This window comes from Chloroflexota bacterium, assembly GCA_016235055.1.
Taxonomy (GTDB): domain Bacteria; phylum Chloroflexota; class Anaerolineae; order JACRMK01; family JACRMK01; genus JACRMK01.
Window position 1 is genome coordinate 25,853 of sequence record JACRMK010000047.1, and the last position, 18,184, is coordinate 44,036.

Below are 18,184 nucleotides of genomic sequence, written 5' to 3' on the forward strand. Positions count from 1 at the left end.
AACTGCCAGATCGGGACCGGGTTTCCCTGCACAGGTGGTCGATCACGAAGGCGGAGGCATATACCATGCCGGACATGGATGCGCGTTTCCGAGCAGCCGAAGAAGCCTATTTTGCGCTGCGCGGCAAGTTGAGCACGGGGCGTATTGCGCGCGCAGAGTTCGACGCCGAGCTGCGTGCCCTGACGGTGCAAGATGCGCAGGGCCGCTTCTGGGCGCTGGGCGCAGACAACGCCCAATGGCACCTGTACGACGGCACGCAGTGGGTCGCCGCTAATCCGCCCACCCAAACGCCGCCGGCCGGCGGGCCGCCCGCACTGCCGGAATCCCGCCCGGCGATCGCTCCGCTCCCCGCCGGCCCCGCCCCGCGCGCGAACCCCGCGCCCGCGCAGTCGGGGGGCGGCTGCGGCCGGACGATCGGATGCGGCTGCCTTGCGCTTGTGCTGCTGGTGCTGCTGTGCGGCATCGGCGGCTATTTCGCCTTTCAGAACCGTCTCATCACGCAGACGACGATCCTCAATCTGGCGGGGCTTGGCCCGGGCGACATCGAGGTGGACAACTTCCGCGACGACCAAATCGCGATGCGCGTAACGCAGACCGACCCGGGCAAGGACCCCGTGCCGCTGGACGAGATCAGCCTGAGCGCGTTTGATGTGAAATCATTCCGCATCCCGCAGCCGGGCCGGGTGCGCGTCGAGTTCTTGTCCGCCGGTCGGGCGAACCTGGCAGTCTGCACGCTGACGATCCGGTCGGGCGACCGCTATCAATTCGTCGCGCTGCCGGACAAGTTCGTCGTGAACCGCGTCGGCAGTCCGCCGTCCACCGGTCGCGATCTCATTCTGGCCACGTCGTCGCTGTGCCGCTAGGAGGCCATGATGCGTCGTCAACTTCTGCTCGTGGGCGTCGTCCTGTTCGTCACGGTGCTGGCGGCCTGCGGCCCCAGCGTGACGGTCAGCAATATGACCACGATACCCGTGCGCGTCATCATCACATCCGCCGGACAGCACAGTATGGTTTCGCCATCGCCCCATGAAAGCTCGACCGCCGAGGTGCAGGCTGGGCCCTACGTGGCATCGGTGGTTCAAGACAGCGAGTGGCTCGCGTACGCGAAGTTGGTACGCCAGGACCTCAACGAGCAACTGGCAAATGCCGACCGGCTCAGCGGCGCGCAACTGCTTGACGTTATTCGCCGGCTCAAAGACATCGCCGCGCGGATGCAGGCATTTGAAAAGGCGGCCGGTGTCGCGGCCACGTGCACCGGGACCGTTGAAGAAGACGGTTCGGCGGCGGTCGAAATCACCCAGGCACCGACCGGCGCGCTCGTGATCCGCTGCAAATAACGCGCGGCCAGGCCCGGCCATTTCGCAGGCCGATTCAGGAGCATCGCATGACTCAATCCAATCGCAACTACCTTGACAACACCGGCCGCGACGACGTGCTGTCCGGCGGCGTCAAGCTGATACCAATCGAGACGCCCAAGGGTGCCTTCCGCGTCTGGACCAAGCGGGTCGGCAACAACCCGACGATCAAGCTGTTGCTCCTGCACGGCGGTCCCGGCGCCACCCACGAGTACTTCGAGCCGTGCGACTGCTACCTGCCCGCCGCCGGCATCGAGTATTACTATTATGACCAGCTCGGCTCGGCGTACAGCGACCAGCCCGACGAGCCGTCGCTCTGGGAACTGCCGCGCTTCGTGGAAGAGGTGGAGCAGGTGCGCCAGGCGCTCAAGCTCGACGCGCAAAACTTCTTCCTGCTCGGCCACTCGTGGGGCGGCGTGCTCGCCATGGAATACGCCCTCAAGTACCAGCAGCACCTCAAGGGCCTGATCATCTCGAACATGATGGCCAGCGGCCCGAAGTACAACGCCTACGCGCATGACGTGCTGATGCCGGCGATGGATCAGGCGGCGCTAGCCGAAGTGCAGCGGCTGGAAGCGGCGGGCGACTACAATAACCCGCGCTACATGGAACTGCTGATGCCGCACCACTACGAACACCACATCCTGCGCATGCCTGCCGCCGACTGGCCCGATTCGGCCAACCGCGCGTTCAAGCGCATCAACCCGGCGATCTACGTGCCGATGCAGGGGCCCAGCGAGTTGGGTCTGAGCGGCGCGCTGCTGGAGTGGGATCGCACGGCCGACCTGCACCGCATCGCCAAGCCGACGCTGGTCGTCGGCGCGCGCCATGATACAATGGATCCGGCGCACATGGAATGGATGTCCACAGCCGTGCAGCGCGGGCGGTATCTGTTCTGCCCCAACGGCAGCCACATGGCGATGTTCGACGACCAGGCCACCTATATGGCCGGGCTGATTCGCTTCATGCAGGATGTGGACGCCGGGCAGTTTTGAGCGCCGGCGAGGGGCAGAGGGGAAGAGAAATCTCTTTGGGGAGTTGAGCCGTAGCCGATGGACCGTATTACCCGCGAACGACGCACGATAAAATACATGATCGAGATCTACTGCAAGGAGCACGGGCATGCCGGCAATTCGCTCTGCTCGGAGTGCCAGTCTCTATACGACTACGCCATGCAGCGCGTCGACAAGTGCCCGTTTAAGGACGACAAGCCGACCTGTGCCAAGTGCCCGGTGCACTGCTACAAGCCGGCTATGCGCGAGCAGGTGCGGCAGGTCATGCGCTTCTCCGGACCGCGCATGGCGCTCCGGCACCCGCTGCTGACCGTCCTGCACTTCCGCGACGAGTACGTGCGCGCGCGGCGCGAGAAGGCCGCCCTGAAGCGTGAGCGCGCGTAAGCACCTGCCCGCGCACTACGCATAAATGCCGAAGGCCGCCTTGTACAGGCGGCCCTCGTATTTTTGTGAAGTTTTGGCAGCTACGCCTGATCCGCCTTCTCGATCTTCGCCCAGGTGTCGCGCAGCGACACGGTGCGGTTGAACACGAGCTTGCCGGCGCTGGAATCCGGGTCAGCCGTAAAGTAGCCGGTACGCTCGAACTGGTAGTGACTGCCCGGCGCGGCACCCGCCAGCGACGGCTCGACCCAGCAGTTCGACAGCACCTCCAGCGAATTCGGGTTGAGCGCGGACTTCCAATCCTCGGCCTCGTCGGGTTTCGGCACGGCGAACAGCTGCTCGTACAGCCGCACTTCGGCGGGGATGGCGTGCTGCGCCGACACCCAGTGGATCGTGCCCTTGACCTTGCGGCCGTCGGGCGTGCCGGTGCGGGTCGCCGGATCGTAGGTGCAGCGCACCGCCGTGATCGCGCCGCTCTGCGGATCCCTGTCCACGCCCACGCACTTGATGATGTAGCCGTAGCGCAGGCGCACTTCCACGCCCGGCGACAGCCGGAAATACTTCTTGGGCGGGTCCTCGCGGAAGTCGTCCCGCTCGATCCAGATCTCGCGCGTGAACGGCGCCATGCGCGTGCCCGCCGACGGGTCTTCCGGGTTGTTGACCGCTTCGAGCTGCTCGACCTGACCGGCCGGAAAGTTCTCAATGATAACCTTGAGCGGGCGCAGGACGGCCATCACACGCGGCGCACGGCGGTTGAGGTCTTCGCGCACGCAGTGCTCCAGCAGCGCCACCTCGATCAGGTTCTGGTTCTTCGCGACGCCGACGCGCTTCGCAAAGTCGCGGATCGACTCCGGCGTGTAGCCGCGCCGGCGCAGGCCGGACAAGGTCGGCATGCGCGGATCGTCCCAGCCCGACACCAGGCCCTCGTTCACCAGTTGCAGCAGCTTGCGCTTGCTCATCACCGTGTGGCTCAGATTCAGGCGCGCGAACTCGATCTGCTGCGGCGCGTGGATGCCGAGCGCATTCACGAACCACTCGTACAACGGGCGGTGATCCTCGTACTCCATCGAGCAGAGCGAGTAGGTCACGCCCTCGATCGAGTCGGACTGGCCGTGCGCCCAATCGTACATCGGGTAGATGCACCACGTGTCGCCGGTGCGCTGGTGCGTCGCCTTGCGGATGCGGTACATGACCGGGTCGCGCAGGTTCACGTTCGGCGAGGCCATGTCGATCTTGGCGCGCAGGGTGCGCGCGCCGTCCGCGAACTCGCCGGCGCGCATGGCGTCGAACAGTTCGAGATTCTCCTGCACCGGACGGTTGCGGAACGGGCTTTCGCGGCCCGGCTCGGTCAACGTGCCGCGGTACCCGCGCACCTCGTCGGCCGACAGGTCATCCACATACGCCAGCCCGGCCTTGATCAACTGCGCCGCCCACTGGTATAGCTGCTCGAAATAGTCGGAAGCGTAGTACAGGTGCTCGCCCCAGTCGAAGCCGAGCCAGCGGATGTCATGCATGATGGCATCCACGTACTCCTGCTCTTCTTTGGTCGGGTTGGTGTCGTCGAAACGCAGGTTGCAGTGGCCGCCAAAATCCTCGGCGATGCCAAAGTCGACGCAGATCGCTTTGGCATGGCCGATGTGCAGGTAGCCGTTGGGCTCCGGCGGGAAGCGCGTCACGACGCGCCCGCCGCGCTTGCCGCTTGCGACGTCCTCAGCGACGATGGCGCGAATGAAGTCGGCCCCGCGAGTAGTTGGTTCTGGTGCGCTCATAAACACATCCCTATCCGGCTGATTTGCACGCGGAGCGCTCGTCCATCCGCGTCATGCGGTCACACTCCGAATGCAAATTATACACAAAAAGCCACCCGCGGGCGAAGCCACCCGCGCTGGCAACAGGGCTTTTTCATTTTCGGCAGGCGGGTACGGAACTGCACCGCTCCAAGCGCGAATTGCCTGTCCAAGCGTTCAATTGAACGTCCGTACGCCATGATCGCAGCTTTTCAAGCGAACTTGAAAAAGCCCTACGCCGGCAAGTAGGGCTTCCCCAAAGTCCAATAACCCGTCACTGCGAGCGAAGCGAAGCAGTCTCGGTCTGACAGAAAGAGGTCGCTTCGGCGCAACCAACACGTCTCGCAACGACGCTAGAGCACAACCTGGGTCGACTGTCAACCGACAATGGAAAAGCCCAGCACTTCTCAATTTGGCTTTGGACGCGTACTGTCCAATGCCGGCTTGTCATGCGCTGGTGTTCAGGTGCTTATCACGCCAGCCAATTCGACGAGTAATGGCTGCTTCCCTCCCCCCGGCCCCCTCCCAACGAAGTTGGGAGGGGGAGAGATTCTAAGGGGGATGAGGGGGCATACTGGCGGCCGACTCCAAAATGAGAATTGCTGGGGAAAGCCCTATGATATCGTGATCTCCCCGGACCCAAGCTGCCGATCGTGGTTTGACTGCCTCGACGGAGGATGATATGAGGCAGTGACCGCACTGTCCCACAGGACCGCAGCGTCGCGATGATGAATCGCGGCGTTTCTATTTCAGTTCTTGGCAGGTGGTGCCACAGGCGCACGTTCGGCGAACGCTTCTCCATAGCGCTGACCTGCTTTCGATTTGACAGTGGACAACCGACGTTGTAGGCTGTGTGCATCACAGAAGTCCGGAGAGAATCGCATAGGGTGAAGAATTTATGCCCAAGTCCTCTTGACGGATGTTATACGGAATTTTTCCACTAATTTGCAAGTTTGGCGGTTCACTACACTGCCGCGCATTTTTGAAGTCGTCCGACTGAGATGCCCTCTACGAATGGACAGGAAATCAAATGTCATCTGAACATTGGTCAGAACAAGACAAGGACAAGCTTTTGCTGAGGGCCTTTCGAGATTTAGAGCCTCGCGGCATCAAATCCGAATTGGCAAAGTCGGCAACACCTTTCACCCAACTTCGAAATGAGTGCGAGAGGCTCATGTGCAACGGATCTTTTGCCAAATCTGTCGAAGAGTATTTACGAGTGCGAAGCATTCTGCGTCGTTCCGTGGAAATGTTCTTCACTTATATTGCCATGTCAGCGCGTGCTAACTGGGAAAATGTTCCGATTGCAATCCGACCTATCACAGCGCGTGGCTGGTTTTTAGGCCGATGGCTTCCAACCTTTCTTGTCATTGACGGACCAATCGGACGTTTCCTGAATAGCCGCGAGTCGCCGCTAAGCCAAATCCTACCTGTTGCTTCTCCGATGCTGGATGCCGCCCGCGATTTCTTGCGAAATAAGGAGTTTTACACGCTACGCAACGGTTTCGCTCATTGGGGATTCGATTGGGAAATAGTCGGTGAAGAATCCTACGTGGTTGCGTACAATTGGGAAAACGACCTTCCGATAATGAAATTGCACCAAAAAGAAGCAGACGCATATCACATCATCACTTTTGCAATTATCGAAATACTCGACATCACAATGCTCCATCCGAAGTCAGACAGACCTCGGTAATTTCAATGCAGACAACCGCCCAACACCGGGTTGCGGCCGACACGCTCCGCTGCGCCTCGGCCTCGTGGCTGACGCTGGCCGTTGGGCCGCTCGTTCTAACCACGCTAATCGATAAGTTAGGCGACATCCCTTTGGATAACGGGAGCGACCAATGGAACTTGTAATAAAGTTGCTGACAATTCTTGGTTTGGGTGCAATTGAGCTCTGGGCAGCTATTCCCGCTGGCTTGGCGTTGCAGCTCCATCCCGTGTCAGTAGGTATTACAGCAGCCATTGGCGCTATGCTGGGCGCACTGGTAGTTGTCTTGTTCGGTGAGCGCGTGCGAACTTGGCTAGCACAACGTCACGGCCGGAAAGAGGAGAAAGGGCGACGCGGACTTATCTATCGGATTTGGCGCCGCTATGGAGTGATAGGGCTGGGATTACTGGCCCCTCTGCTCACGGGTGCGCCGCTGGGGGCCGCGTTGGGGCTTACACTTGGCGTACCCGCTGGCCGTCTATTGTTTTGGATAAGTCTTGGCACGATTCTCTGGAGCACGGGGCTGACGTTGGCTGGCGCACTGGGATTAGCAGGCATCGAGACGCTAGGCCACTAAAGGCGAGTTATCGTAGGGCCATCGCCTTGAGCTATGGCACGTCACCTGACACTCATCTCGCGACCAAGCCGCGCTCTGCGTTTACATCAGGCTCACCTTCAGGGCAAAGAGCGGGCTGACGGTCGCGTTGCGGCCGGCCCGCTGCGCTACGCGGGCGGATAATGTACGCCGTTGGGCCGCTGAAACCTGCGGGCTCGCCGGCAGCAAGGAGACGAAGTGACTCATCCACTTGTGCTTCAATTGCGTTTCACGCGCCATGAATTCCGGCGCGCGCTCAAGGGCCTCGGCGATACCGAGGCGCGCCGGCGATTCACGCCGATGAACTGCATCAGTTGGAATGTCGGCCACCTGGCCTGGCAAGAACAAAGGTATTTCGTCTTCTACGGTCAGGGCCGGATGCTCTTGCCAGAGATTGACAAGGCGTTTGCCTATGGCGCTCCGGCCAGCCGACCGGCGCTGGATGAAATGTGGACGGCGTGGAATACGGTGACGACCGCCGCCGATCCATGGCTGGATGCGTTGACTGTCGAGAAGTTGCGGCAGCGCGTTATGCGGAACGGCAAACGCAGCCCTTATCTCTTCGGCTCGCTGCTGCAGCGCGTGATATACCACTACTGGTATCACATCGGCGAGAACCTGGCAATTCGCCAGCGGCTGGGGCACAAGCGCTTGCCACAATTCGTCGGCGATCTCGATGGTCAGGCGCCGTACGACCCGGAGCGTCCACATCCAAACCGGTTCATGCAACCGGCAGACGGGTGAATGCGGCGGGGAGCGCAATACCATACAACTGACAACTGGATCACGCTGAGCAGCGCCTTGCGCATGCCCGGCCGCCCCTGGGAGGGGGAGACATGAACACACGAGTCATCTATCTCGCGCTGGCTTTGGCCGTGAGCTTGCTCACGCTGTCGCTCGTCACACTGGCGCTGGCGCAGGGCGGCACCGACAGCCAGCCTGACGGGGCGCTGGTCCGCCCCGCACAAGCAACGCCGGCCGCGCCGTCGCCGACAGGCGACGACAGCAATCCAATCAACCCACCGCACGTCGTCATTCCCGACGCGTACCGCTCAAATGCGGCCAGCGTCGCAGCGGCGGCTGAATCGGTGGTCTATTTCACGCCGCAGGATGAGAATACCAGCACAACGGTGCTGTTTCTGTACAACACCAACTCGACCACAGCCACGGTGGGCTTGCAGACCTACTACATTAACGGTTCGCTCACGATCAGTACCAGTGTCGCGATCCCGCCCAACGGACTGGTGCGTATTTGCGGCGACACCGTTATGACCGTCTCGGCGTCGTGGTCGAACTACGTGCTGGTGAACTTCACGACGTTCAGCGCATACGGCAAGTTGACGCTGCCGCCCGGCGTCAAAGCGGAAGGCTATGTGGCATGGGATTATACGGGCGTTTACGATCCGCTGACGAACACGCCGACGCTTCCCATGCGGTTCAGCCAGGTCGCGCCCGGCGCGTCGACCGTCTACTTCACACCGCAGGACGAGAACACCAGCACGACGGCGTTGTTCCTGTACAACACGAACCCGACCACCGCCACGGTCAATCTGCATACCTACTATGTTGATGGCTCGCTCACGATCAGCACGAGCGTAATCGTTCCGCCGAACGGGATGACGCGCATTAGCGCGGACACCGTCACCACTGTGTCGGCGTCGTGGTCCAACTATGTGCTGATCAACTTCACGACGTTTAGCGCATACGCCAAGATGACGGTGCCGCCCGGCGTGCTGTACGACGGCTATGTGGCATGGGATGTTTCGGGCATCTATGATCCGCTGGTAATATCGCAGACGCTGCCGCTGCGCTTCAGCATGGATCCGTCCATGGTTTTCCTGCCATCCGTCCAGCGGTGACGTCACACGAGCCGCCGGGCGTTTTGGCGCGCTCCGCGCCTTGCGGCCCGCCGCGACATGGACTACAATCGCGCTGATTCAGATTCGTTGCACGGTATCCACACGCGATATTCGGGTGACGTATGACCGCGTCGCTCGTCGCAAACACGGAGCAGACAGTAAGGCGCCTATGAACGAAAAACCGCTTCACGTTATCACCGGCGCATTTGGCTATTCTGGCAGCTACATCGCAGCGCGGCTTCTCGCGAACGGGGCGCGCGTGCGAACCATCACGAACTCGCTCGACCGCCCCAGTCCCATGCAGGGCCGCATTGAAGCGCACCCGCTCAACTTCGACCACCCGGAGAAACTGGTGGAGTCCCTGCGCGGCGCTGACGTGCTCTATAACACCTACTGGGTGCGCTTTAACGCGGCGGACTTCAAGCATTCGGCGGCGGTCGACAACACACGCACACTGTTCGCGGCCGCGCGCGAGGCCGGCGTGCGGCGCGTCGTGCACGTCAGCATCACGAATCCGTCCGAAGACTCGCCGCTCGAATACTTTCACGGCAAGGCGGTGCTGGAGCGCGCGCTGCGCGAGTCCGGGCTGTCCTACGCGATCCTGCGGCCAACCGTTCTGTTCGGCCTGCAGGACATCCTGATCAACAACATCGCTTGGCTGCTGCGGCGCCTTCCGCTGTTCGGGGTCTTCGGCGACGGCCAGTACCGCCTGCAGCCGATCTTCGTGGACGACCTGGCGGCGCTGGCGGTGGCGCAGGGCGCGGGCCGCGAGAACGTCGTGATCAACGCGATCGGCCCGGAGACGTTTACCTACCGTGAACTCGTCCAGACAATCGGGCGCGCCATCGGCTGCGTGCGACCGATCGTCGGCGTCCCGCCCGCGCTCGGTTACGGCGTCGGCTGGGCGCTCGGCAAGCTCGTCGGCGACGTGATCATCACCCGCCCGGAGATCGAGGGGTTGATGGCCGATCTGCTGCACGTCGACGCGCCGCCTGCCGGCCCGACGGCACTCTCAACCTGGGCCGCCGCGAACGCCGCCACGCTCGGCGCACAGTACGCCAGCGAGATGGGTCGCCGGCGCGACCGCAAGCGCGAGTACCGCGCATAAGTTGCCGGGCGTTCGCCCATGCGGCTTGGCTCAATGCGATGGTCACTACGCTGAGCCGTTTCGGCCCCAGATTCCCGCAGCGATGCACAACCCTCCGCCCATTGTTCAGGGCGCAAAGCGGGTTTACTGTCACCGCCTGCCCGAACTGGCGGGTCAATGATCCGCCTCCACACGAGCCACCTGCGCCGGTCATTGACACGCTTGCGTGGCTGTGGCAGAATCCAGGTCGTGCGCCGCCTGGCGCGCGTTAGATGAGGGGCGTATCCGCGCCCGGAGTAGCCATGACAAACCCTGACCCGTCCGCTTTTCCGCTGATTGCCACGCACTGGGGCGCCTATCGCGCCGAGACTGGCGCAGATGGCGCGCTTCAATTGCACCCGTTCGAGCGCGATCCGCACCCCTCACCGATCGGCCGCTCCATGGTGGGCACGCTCAACGACGCCGCGCGCATCGCCCAGCCGATGGTGCGCCGCGGCTACCTGCGGCACGGGCCGAAGGCCGGCGACAACCCGCGCGGCGCCGAGCCGTTCGTGCCCGTTTCGTGGGACACGGCGCTGTCGCTCGTCGCTCAGGCGTTGACCGACGTGAAGCAGAAGCACGGCAACGAGTCGATCTTCGCCGGCTCCTACGGCTGGTCGAGCCCCGGCCGTTTTCATCGCAGCCAGGGGCAGTTGCAGCGCTTCATGAGCCTGTTCGGCGGCTTTGTCGGCTCGGTCAATACCTACAGCACGGCGGCGATGGACGTCATCCTCGGCCGCATCATCGGCAACCAGTACGAGCTGTTCGGCTTGATGCCGACCTTCGAGGAGATCGCGGCCAACGCGAGGCTGGTCGTCGCGTTCGGCGGCATGGCGCTCAAGAATAGCCAGGTCAACAGCGGCGGCGTCGGCGTGCATTCGACCGAAGACGGCCTGCGCTCGCTGCGAGCCGCCGGAGTGCAGTTTGTGAACATCAGTCCCGTGCGCGACGATGCGGCCGCCTTCCTCGACGCCGAGTGGGTGGCGCCCCGGCCTAATACTGATACGGCAATCATGCTTGGCTTGGCGCATACTCTTGTTGCGGAAGACCTGCACGACAAGGACTTTCTGGCGTGCTGCTGCACCGGCTTCGACCGCTTCCGCGCCTATCTGATGGGCGAGAGCGACGGTCAGCCGAAGGACGCCGCGTGGGCGGCCGGCATCTCCGGGCTGGACGCCGATTGGATTCGCGCACTGGCGCGCCGGATCGCCGCACAGCGCACCCTGATCGCGCTGAGTTGGTCCATCCAGCGCGCCGACCACGGCGAGCAGCCGTACTGGATGGCGGTCACGCTGGCGGCGATGAGCGGCTCGCTGGGCCAGCCGGGTGGCGGCTTTGGCACCGGCTACGCCGCCGAGCACTCGATGGGCCACGCGCTATCGCCGTCGGCAGCGGCGCTGTCGAGGCTCACAAACCCGGTCAAGACGGTTATCCCCGTGGCGCGCATCGCCGATCTGCTGCTCTATCCGGGCCAGACGATCGACTACAACGGCCGCAAGATCACGTACCCGGACATCCGGCTCGTCTACTGGGCCGGTGGCAACCCGTTTCACCATCACCAGGACATGAACAAGTTACTGCGCGCGTGGCAGCGACCGGAGACGATCATCGTCCACGAACCGTGGTGGAACCCGCTGGCGCGGCACGCCGATATCGTGCTGCCCTGCACGACGCCGCTGGAGCGCAATGACATCGTTTCGGGCGATGGCGACACGATGATCCTGGCCAGTCAGCGCGTCGCGGAGCCGTTCGGGCAGGCGCGCACCGACCACGACATCTTCGCCGCGCTGGCCGGGCGACTCGGCGTCCGCGAAGCGTTCACCGAGAATCGCAGCGAGATGGAGTGGCTGCGCTTCCTCTATGACTCGACGCGCGAGCGCATGCTGGGGCGCGGCGTGACGCTGCCGGAGTTCGATGAATTCTGGGCGCGCGGCTACGCCGACAACCCGCCACCGCCCAAGCCGGTCTTCCTGGCGGCCCTGCGCGCCGACCCGGCTGCGCACCCACTCAAGACGCCGTCCGGCAAGGTCGAGATCTACTCGGAGGCGATCGCGGCGTTCGGATACGACGATTGCCTGGGGCATCCGGCGTGGATGGAGCCGGCCGAATGGCTGGGCGCGCCGCAGGCGCGGCGCTACCCGCTGCACATGCTGTCCAACCAGCCGCGCAACCGCCTGCACAGCCAACTCGACAACGGCGTGTATAGCATCGAAGGTAAGGTGGCTGGCCGCGAAGCGTTGACGATGCACCCGCAGGATGCGGCGGCGCGCGGCCTGAGTGCCGGGAACGTGGTGCGCGTGTTCAATGCGCGCGGCGCGTGCCTGGCCGGGCTGGTGGTGAGCGACGGGGTGCGCCCCGGCGTCGTGCTGCTGCCAACCGGCGCATGGTACGACCCGCAGGACCCCGGCGAGGTGGGCAGCCTGGACAAGCACGGCAACCCGAACATGCTGACGCTGGACAAGGGCACGTCGAAGCTGGCGCAGGGGCCGAGCGCGCAAACCGCGCTGGTCGAGGTCGAGAAATACGCCGGAGCGCTGCCGACCGTAACGGCGCACCGGCCGCCGGCGACTGCGACGCCGTAGGGGTGGTTGCGAACCGTCCGTGGTGCGTCGGGACGCATGGCCGTGCACCCGTACAGCATCGGTGATGCCGGCGCACCTTACGTAGGGGCGATTCGTGAATCGCCCTTGCGCCGTGACCCCTGGGAGGATAACCAGTCCGGTCACGGCGCTTTCCTGTGTCACGCCAACGCAGTATCATGACCTCCCATGCCCCCGCCCAGCCATAGACCGCGCCATACCTTTCGCAATGTGCTGCTCATCGCCACGCTAGCTCTGCTCTTCGTATGCGCCGGCTCGTTGGTGCTCAATCGCGCCGCCATCAGCGGCTATCTGGGCGGGGTGACCGGCGAAGACGAGTTCAGCAAGCAGGCGCGTGCCTTCCCGGAATACCTGTCCGGGATTGCGCGCCAACAGCCCCGCACCGACGACTTCGTGCCGATCGCGCACAACGGCGTCAACCCGTTTGGCGTCAACACGTTCCTGAACCAGGAGGTCGAGCCGCAAAAGCGCGCGCGGCAGCTCGACCTGATTCGCGATGCCGGCTTCAAGTGGATCCGGCAGGAGTTCCCGTGGGAGGATATTGAGATTCACGGCAAAGGGGACTTCGACGACCGGCGCAACCCGCCGGCGGTCGTCAGCGCATGGGACAAGTACGATGGCATCGTGCGCATGGCGGCTGAGCGCGGCATCGGCGTCATCGCACGCCTGAGCACGCCACCGCGCTGGACGCGCAGCGATCCGAACGCGATCGCGACGACCCCGCCGGACAACCTGAACGACTATGGCGACTTTGTTGCGGCGGTTGTGAGCCGCTATCGCGGCCAGATTCGCTACTACCAGATCTGGAACGAACCGAACGTCTACCCGGAGTGGGGCGACCGCGCGGTCTCGCCGGAAGGCTACGTCGATTTGTTGAAGGCCGGCTACACCCGCGCCAAACAGGCCGACCCCGAGGCCGTGATCATTGCCGCGCCGCTCGCGCCGACCATCGAGCTCGGGCCGCGCGACATGAACGACTTCGTTTTCCTGCAACGGATGTACGATGCGGGCGCGAAGGACTTCTTCGACATCCTGTCCGTGAACGACTACGGGCTCTGGTCGGGGCCGAGCGACCGGCGCATGCGGCCGCGCGTGCTGAACTTTGCGCGGCCGCTTTATGTGCGCGACATCATGGTGCGCAACGGCGATGCGGGCAAGGCGATCTGGGCCAGCGAGATCGGCTGGAACGCGATCCCGGAAGGGCACCCGGCGGCGCCGGCCTTCGGGCGCGTCAGCGACGACGATCTGGCGCGCTACATGCCCGCCGCCTACCAGCGCGCGCAGGCCGAGTGGCCGTGGATGGGCGTCATGTCGTACTGGTTCTTCAAGCGCGCCTCCGATGCGGAGAGGGACCAGTCGTTCTACTACTTCCGCATGCTGGAGCCGGACTTCACGGCCCTCCCAGTCTACGCCGCGATGCAAGCGTATACGCGTCAGAAGCCAATCATCTACCCCGGCTACTTCCAGGAAGATCACTGGGCGATCAGCGCAAGCGATGGCTGGCAGACGGTGAAAGACGCGCGTGCAGTACTCGGCGCGTATCGCCAGAGCAGCACGCCGAACGATTCACTGACGTTTACCTTTCAAGGGAGCGGGCTGGACGTCGTCTTTGTGCGCAGACCGGGCGCGGGGGTCGCGCGCGTTAACGTGGACGGCCAGCCGGTGGAGTTCAATCTGGTGGCGTCTGATACGCGCTTCGGAGAGCGAACGAGCATCGCGCGCGGTCTGCCGGGCGGGCCGCATACGGCGCGCATCGAGGTCGTCTCCGGCAGCGTGGGCGTAGACGGGATTTTGGTGCTGAGATGACGGACGTAGCAACTCCGCTGGGACCTCGCGTCCGAGTACGAGCGGTTGAGCCGCTCGAACGATTCAACGTCCGCGTGACATTTGACAACGGCGTGACATGCGAGATTGATCTTGCGCCTTATCTGCGGGGGCCAATATTCGACCCGGTTCGCTCCGACCCGGCTGTGTTCCGCGCCGTGCGGGTCGAGGGCGGCACGGTCGCCTGGGAAAACGGCGCCGATATCGATCCTGATGTGCTCTACTACAAACTCAAACCCGCTTGGATGGAAATCGAGACGCTTCCCTCAGCGTAGCCGCTACCGCTTCTGCAGATTCGCCTGCGTCTGCTGCCGTGCTTCATTGGATACGGCGTAGAACTCGGCCGTCCATGGCAGCGCGGGCTTGAAGAACTCCTCATACAGCACGCGCGCGTATTCGCGGATTTCGTACTGCGCGTCGGGCGCGGCGCGCAGGTCGAGGAAGTGCATCAGCGCGTGCGCGTTCATCTTCACGATCATCACGCTGTAGGTGTTCAGCGGCAGGATCATGCGCGCCAGTTCGCGCGCCACGCCTTGCTCGAGCATCTGGTGGTAGAGGCGATACGAGCTCTGGCAGGCCGCCTCAAGTTGCGCGCTCAGTTCGGCATGCGGCAGGTCGCCGGTGTGGCTGGCCTGCTTGTTGCGCGCATCCTGCACGCGCCACGCGGCCGGGATGTAGAACTCCTCCTTCAACTCCGAGTAGCGTCCGCTCCACTCATTGTACTCTGCCACTCTATGCCTATGCCACTGGCGGAACACAAAGATCGGCGCCTTGACGCGGAACGCGAACTCGACCATCTCGAACGGCGAGGTGTGGCGGTGGTACAGCAGGTACTTCAGCAGCTTCTTGTCGCGCTCGTCGCCCCGGCTGTCGCCGCCGTACGACACCCGCGCCGCTTCGACAATCGTGTGGTCATCGCCTAAAATGCCTGTGCAGGCGATTTCGCCTTTGTCGAGTACCGGAACGCGTTTGCCGACGAGGGACTGCGGATTGGCGTGCATGCGGATTCTCCTCCAGGATGGCCGCGCCGATAGGCGCACTTGACGCGCCCGATTATACTTGAGCCTATGTCTGGGATGAAACGAGCAACGCTCATTCTGATCGCGCTGCTGGCGCTGGCGGCCGGGCTGCGCTTCTACCGCATCGACGCGCAGAGCCTCTGGTCGGACGAGGGCTCCAGCGTCGCGCAGTCGCTGCGCGACATCCCGGCGATCGCCGGCAACGCCGCGCGCGACATCCATCCGCCGCTCTATTATATCGCGCTGCACTTCTGGGTGCTGCCGTTCGGCACAAGCGAGGCCGCCGTGCGCGGGCTGTCGGCGCTGCTCGGCGTCGCGCTCGTCGCGCTGTGCTACGCGCTCGGGCGGCGGCTGTATGGCGAGCCGGCCGCGTTCGTAGCGGCGTTCCTGGCGGCTGTGAACCCGTTCCAGGTGTACTACGCGCAGGAAGCGCGCATGTATATGCTGATGGCCGTGCTGGGCGCGCTGTGCGTGCTGGCGTCGCTCTGGTGGCTCGATGATGACGCGCGCACGCGGCGGCTGGGTCTGCTGGTGTATGCCGTCGCGGCCGTGCTCGGCCTCTACACGCACTACTTCTTCCCCGTCGTGATCGCCGTCTGCAACGTGATCGTAGTTGCACGCTGGCTGGCGGTCGGTCGGGTCACGCGGCAACTCGCCGTGTGGCTGGTCGCACAAGGAGTCGTGCTGCTGGCATTTGCGCCATGGCTGCCAGTCGCCCTGCACCAGGTCACGACCTGGCCGGCGGGCGCGCAGACGTTCACGGCGACCGATGCGCCGCTGGTGCTCTGGCGGCTGCTGGCGCTTGGTCTCAGCGCGCCACGCGATGCCGGGCTGGCGCTGGCGCTCTGCGGCCTGCTGGCGCTGGCCGGCCTTTATGTGCGCGGCGCGGCGGGCAGCACGCGGGCCGCCCGCTGGGCGGCGTCGCCGACGTTCGTCGTCGTGCTCTACCTGCTCGCGCCGGTCGCGCTCATGTTCACGCTGGCGCTCTTCAAAGACGCGTTTCTGAAGTTCATGCTGATCGCGTCGCCGCCGTTCGTCTTGCTGGCGGCCAACGGCGTCGTAAACATCGGGCGCGGCGCGGCAGGACGGAACCGGTTTGCCGTGGTCGTGCGCGGCGTCAGCGCCGCAGCCTTCCTCGGTGCGGTCGCGTTCTGGTCGGCGCTGTCATTGCAGAGCTACTTTACCGATCCGCAGTACGCGCGCGACGATTACCGCTCGCTGGCGGGATTGATCGATGCGCTGGGCCGCAACGGCGATGCGGTCATTCTGGATGCGCCGGGCCAGCAGGAGATCTTTGGCTACTACTATCGCGACAGCTTGCCGGTCTACCCGCTGCCGCGCCAGCGCCCGGCCGACCGCGCTGCCACCGAGACCGAACTGGCGGCGATCACGGCCAGGCATGGGCGGCTGTTTGTCGTTTTCTGGGCGACCGACGAGAGCGACCCGCAGCGACTGGTCGAAGCGTGGCTCGATGCCCATGCCTACAAGGCCAGCGAGGCGTGGTACGGCAACGTGCGCCTCGCCCTGTATGCGGCCGTGGCGACCGCCAGCGCGCCATCGCGTATGCTTAACCTTCGCTGGGGCGACCGCATCACGTTGCGCGGCGCCAGCCAGCCGGACGGACCCGTGGCCGCGGGCGAGATCATGCCGCTGACCCTGTTCTGGACGGCCGAGCAAGCGGTCGGCGCGCGCTACAAAGTCTTTGTACACCTGCTCGATCCGCGCGGCTTCGTCGTCGCCCAGCGCGACTCGGAGCCGGTGGGCGGCTCGCGCCCGACGACAAGTTGGGTCGCCGGCGAGACAATCGCCGATCCGTACGGCCTGTTCATTCCGCCGGGCACGGCGCCGCTGGCCTACCCGATCGAAATTGGACTGTACGACCCGGAATCCGGCCGGCGCCTGCGCCTGTCAAACGGCGACGATCGCCTGCTGCTGCCGTCGCTGCGTGTCGAAGCGACGCTGTCGGCGCGCGCGATACCGGGGCTGGTGCCGTTGGAGGGTGGCGCGCGCGCCAACGGACTGATCCTGATAGGCTACCATCTCGATCTGGTGGGCGCGGAAGGGCAGCGTGTGGCGAGCGTGCCGCGAGGCGCGCGGCTGCGGCTGTCGCTGTACTGGCGCAAGCCGGGCGGCATGCAGGGCAATGGCGAGTATCGCTGGCAACTGGGCAGTGCGCGGAAGCAGACGACGCCGACCGACGGTCTCTATCCGGTGTGGCAGTGGCGCGAGGGCGAGGTGGTGCGGGATGACCAGTTGGTGCCGGTGCCGGCGGACCTGCCGGCCGGCGCATACGAGTTGTTGGTGGACGGACGAGTCATCGCCCGCGTGGACGTGCGAACTAGCGACTAGCGGCTAGCGACTAGTTGCTAGTTCGCCGGGTCGGGTATAATTAGTTCCTGTCCGATCCTGATCAGGTCGGCGTTGGCGATGCCGTTCGCGGCCAGGATTTTGGCGGCCGGGACGCTGAAGCGCGCGGCCAGGCCGGACAGTGTATCGCCCTGCTTGACCGTGTAGCGGAACGGGTACTTGAGCGGTGTGCCCGGTGTGTAGATCGGGATGGCGGCCTTGTTGACAGTCGGGGACGGCGCCGGTGTTGCGGTCACGGCCGGCGTCGGGCTGACCACGCGGGTGGGCGTCGCCGTCATGGTTGGCTGCGGTGTCGGCGTGTCGGGTGGTGCGGGCGTGCCCGACGGCTGCGCGCCGGCAGTCGTCGGCGTGGGCGTCAGCGTGATGCGCGGCTGACGCGCATTTTCCAGCCGCGTCGCGGCCTCGCCGCCCGCCTGAAACAGCAGGACCGCGAGATTGCTGAAGACCAGATAGTTCGCCAGGACCAGAACGACGATAATGCTGACAACGCGTGCGCGCGACATGCTGAGATTATATGATTCTATGGGGCGCGCCGTCAAATAGG

Annotated in this window: 16 protein-coding genes; 13 read left to right on the top strand and 3 right to left on the bottom strand. The window is 64.3% G+C overall.

All coding sequences use genetic code 11. The annotated features are described in order from the left end of the window. Positions 1-65: 65 nt before the first annotated feature. From HZB53_11395 to HZB53_11410, 4 genes are read left to right on the top strand one after another with little or no spacing between them, the layout of a single operon-like run. Positions 66-863, top strand: coding sequence for a hypothetical protein (locus HZB53_11395; protein ID MBI5878244.1), 798 nt, complete (start codon positions 66-68; stop codon positions 861-863). Between the two features lie 9 nt (positions 864-872). Then, positions 873-1,337: a hypothetical protein gene (locus tag HZB53_11400; GenBank protein ID MBI5878245.1), complete on the top strand. Its 465-nt coding sequence runs from the start codon at positions 873-875 to the stop codon at positions 1,335-1,337. Positions 1,338-1,384: 47 nt separating this feature from the next. After that, on the top strand, positions 1,385-2,350 hold the full coding sequence (locus HZB53_11405) for a proline iminopeptidase-family hydrolase (GenBank protein MBI5878246.1): 966 nt from the start codon (positions 1,385-1,387) through the stop codon (positions 2,348-2,350). A gap of 57 nt (positions 2,351-2,407) precedes the next feature. After that, a complete protein-coding gene (locus tag HZB53_11410; GenBank protein ID MBI5878247.1) occupies positions 2,408-2,752 on the top strand; it encodes a nitrous oxide-stimulated promoter family protein in 345 nt (114 codons plus the stop codon). An 80-nt stretch (positions 2,753-2,832) separates the two neighbouring features. Here the strand turns inward: HZB53_11410 and HZB53_11415 are convergent, their stop codons facing one another. After that, entirely contained in the window at positions 2,833-4,518 is a 1,686-nt protein-coding gene (locus HZB53_11415) for a glutamine--tRNA ligase/YqeY domain fusion protein (protein ID MBI5878248.1), read from the bottom strand. Positions 4,519-5,566: 1,048 nt separating this feature from the next. Between HZB53_11415 and HZB53_11420 the strand changes: the two genes are divergently transcribed. From HZB53_11420 to HZB53_11455, 8 genes are all read left to right on the top strand, one after another. Beyond that, on the top strand, positions 5,567-6,232 hold the full coding sequence (locus HZB53_11420) for a hypothetical protein (protein MBI5878249.1): 666 nt from the start codon (positions 5,567-5,569) through the stop codon (positions 6,230-6,232). 151 nt (positions 6,233-6,383) lie between these two features. Continuing rightward, positions 6,384-6,827, top strand: coding sequence for a small multi-drug export protein (locus tag HZB53_11425; protein ID MBI5878250.1), 444 nt, complete (start codon positions 6,384-6,386; stop codon positions 6,825-6,827). A gap of 216 nt (positions 6,828-7,043) precedes the next feature. Further along, positions 7,044-7,589: a DinB family protein gene (locus HZB53_11430; GenBank protein ID MBI5878251.1), complete on the top strand. Its 546-nt coding sequence runs from the start codon at positions 7,044-7,046 to the stop codon at positions 7,587-7,589. Between the two features lie 92 nt (positions 7,590-7,681). Then, positions 7,682-8,704, top strand: coding sequence for a hypothetical protein (locus HZB53_11435; GenBank protein MBI5878252.1), 1,023 nt, complete (start codon positions 7,682-7,684; stop codon positions 8,702-8,704). 169 nt (positions 8,705-8,873) lie between these two features. Beyond that, the gene (locus HZB53_11440) at positions 8,874-9,812 is read left to right on the top strand and encodes an NAD(P)H-binding protein (protein MBI5878253.1); all 939 of its coding nucleotides are present in this window, start codon (positions 8,874-8,876) and stop codon (positions 9,810-9,812) included. 281 nt (positions 9,813-10,093) lie between these two features. After that, positions 10,094-12,412 carry a molybdopterin-dependent oxidoreductase gene (locus tag HZB53_11445; protein MBI5878254.1) on the top strand — a complete coding sequence of 773 codons (2,319 nt, stop codon included), beginning with the start codon at positions 10,094-10,096 and terminating at the stop codon, positions 12,410-12,412. Positions 12,413-12,598: 186 nt separating this feature from the next. Beyond that, the gene (locus tag HZB53_11450) at positions 12,599-14,236 is read left to right on the top strand and encodes a cellulase family glycosylhydrolase (protein MBI5878255.1); all 1,638 of its coding nucleotides are present in this window, start codon (positions 12,599-12,601) and stop codon (positions 14,234-14,236) included. After that, positions 14,233-14,529 (top strand): DUF2442 domain-containing protein, encoded by a 297-nt coding sequence (locus HZB53_11455; protein ID MBI5878256.1) that lies wholly within the window; start codon positions 14,233-14,235, stop codon positions 14,527-14,529. The genes HZB53_11450 and HZB53_11455 overlap by 4 nt, the downstream gene beginning before the upstream one ends. Before the next feature lie 3 nt (positions 14,530-14,532). Here HZB53_11455 and HZB53_11460 read toward each other — a convergent pair whose 3' ends face one another. Then, on the bottom strand, positions 14,533-15,255 hold the full coding sequence (locus tag HZB53_11460; GenBank protein MBI5878257.1) for an FAD-dependent thymidylate synthase: 723 nt from the start codon (positions 15,253-15,255) through the stop codon (positions 14,533-14,535). 75 nt (positions 15,256-15,330) lie between these two features. On the opposite strand from HZB53_11460, the gene HZB53_11465 reads away from it, so the two are divergent. Then, positions 15,331-17,622 (top strand): glycosyltransferase family 39 protein, encoded by a 2,292-nt coding sequence (locus HZB53_11465; GenBank protein MBI5878258.1) that lies wholly within the window; start codon positions 15,331-15,333, stop codon positions 17,620-17,622. A 17-nt stretch (positions 17,623-17,639) separates the two neighbouring features. Here the strand turns inward: HZB53_11465 and HZB53_11470 are convergent, their stop codons facing one another. Beyond that, the gene (locus HZB53_11470) at positions 17,640-18,143 is read right to left on the bottom strand and encodes a LysM peptidoglycan-binding domain-containing protein (GenBank protein MBI5878259.1); all 504 of its coding nucleotides are present in this window, start codon (positions 18,141-18,143) and stop codon (positions 17,640-17,642) included. Positions 18,144-18,184: the final 41 nt, after the last annotated feature.

Coding starts and splice junctions, on each gene's coding strand:
- HZB53_11395 (MBI5878244.1), top strand. CDS start 66: ATGCCGGACATGGATGCGCGTTTCCGAGCAGCCGAAGAAGCCTATTTT.
- HZB53_11400 (MBI5878245.1), top strand. CDS start 873: ATGCGTCGTCAACTTCTGCTCGTGGGCGTCGTCCTGTTCGTCACGGTG.
- HZB53_11405 (MBI5878246.1), top strand. CDS start 1,385: ATGACTCAATCCAATCGCAACTACCTTGACAACACCGGCCGCGACGAC.
- HZB53_11410 (MBI5878247.1), top strand. CDS start 2,408: ATGGACCGTATTACCCGCGAACGACGCACGATAAAATACATGATCGAG.
- HZB53_11415 (MBI5878248.1), bottom strand. CDS start 4,518: ATGAGCGCACCAGAACCAACTACTCGCGGGGCCGACTTCATTCGCGCC.
- HZB53_11420 (MBI5878249.1), top strand. CDS start 5,567: ATGTCATCTGAACATTGGTCAGAACAAGACAAGGACAAGCTTTTGCTG.
- HZB53_11425 (MBI5878250.1), top strand. CDS start 6,384: ATGGAACTTGTAATAAAGTTGCTGACAATTCTTGGTTTGGGTGCAATT.
- HZB53_11435 (MBI5878252.1), top strand. CDS start 7,682: ATGAACACACGAGTCATCTATCTCGCGCTGGCTTTGGCCGTGAGCTTG.
- HZB53_11440 (MBI5878253.1), top strand. CDS start 8,874: ATGAACGAAAAACCGCTTCACGTTATCACCGGCGCATTTGGCTATTCT.
- HZB53_11445 (MBI5878254.1), top strand. CDS start 10,094: ATGACAAACCCTGACCCGTCCGCTTTTCCGCTGATTGCCACGCACTGG.
- HZB53_11450 (MBI5878255.1), top strand. CDS start 12,599: ATGCCCCCGCCCAGCCATAGACCGCGCCATACCTTTCGCAATGTGCTG.
- HZB53_11455 (MBI5878256.1), top strand. CDS start 14,233: ATGACGGACGTAGCAACTCCGCTGGGACCTCGCGTCCGAGTACGAGCG.
- HZB53_11460 (MBI5878257.1), bottom strand. CDS start 15,255: ATGCACGCCAATCCGCAGTCCCTCGTCGGCAAACGCGTTCCGGTACTC.
- HZB53_11465 (MBI5878258.1), top strand. CDS start 15,331: ATGAAACGAGCAACGCTCATTCTGATCGCGCTGCTGGCGCTGGCGGCC.
- HZB53_11470 (MBI5878259.1), bottom strand. CDS start 18,143: ATGTCGCGCGCACGCGTTGTCAGCATTATCGTCGTTCTGGTCCTGGCG.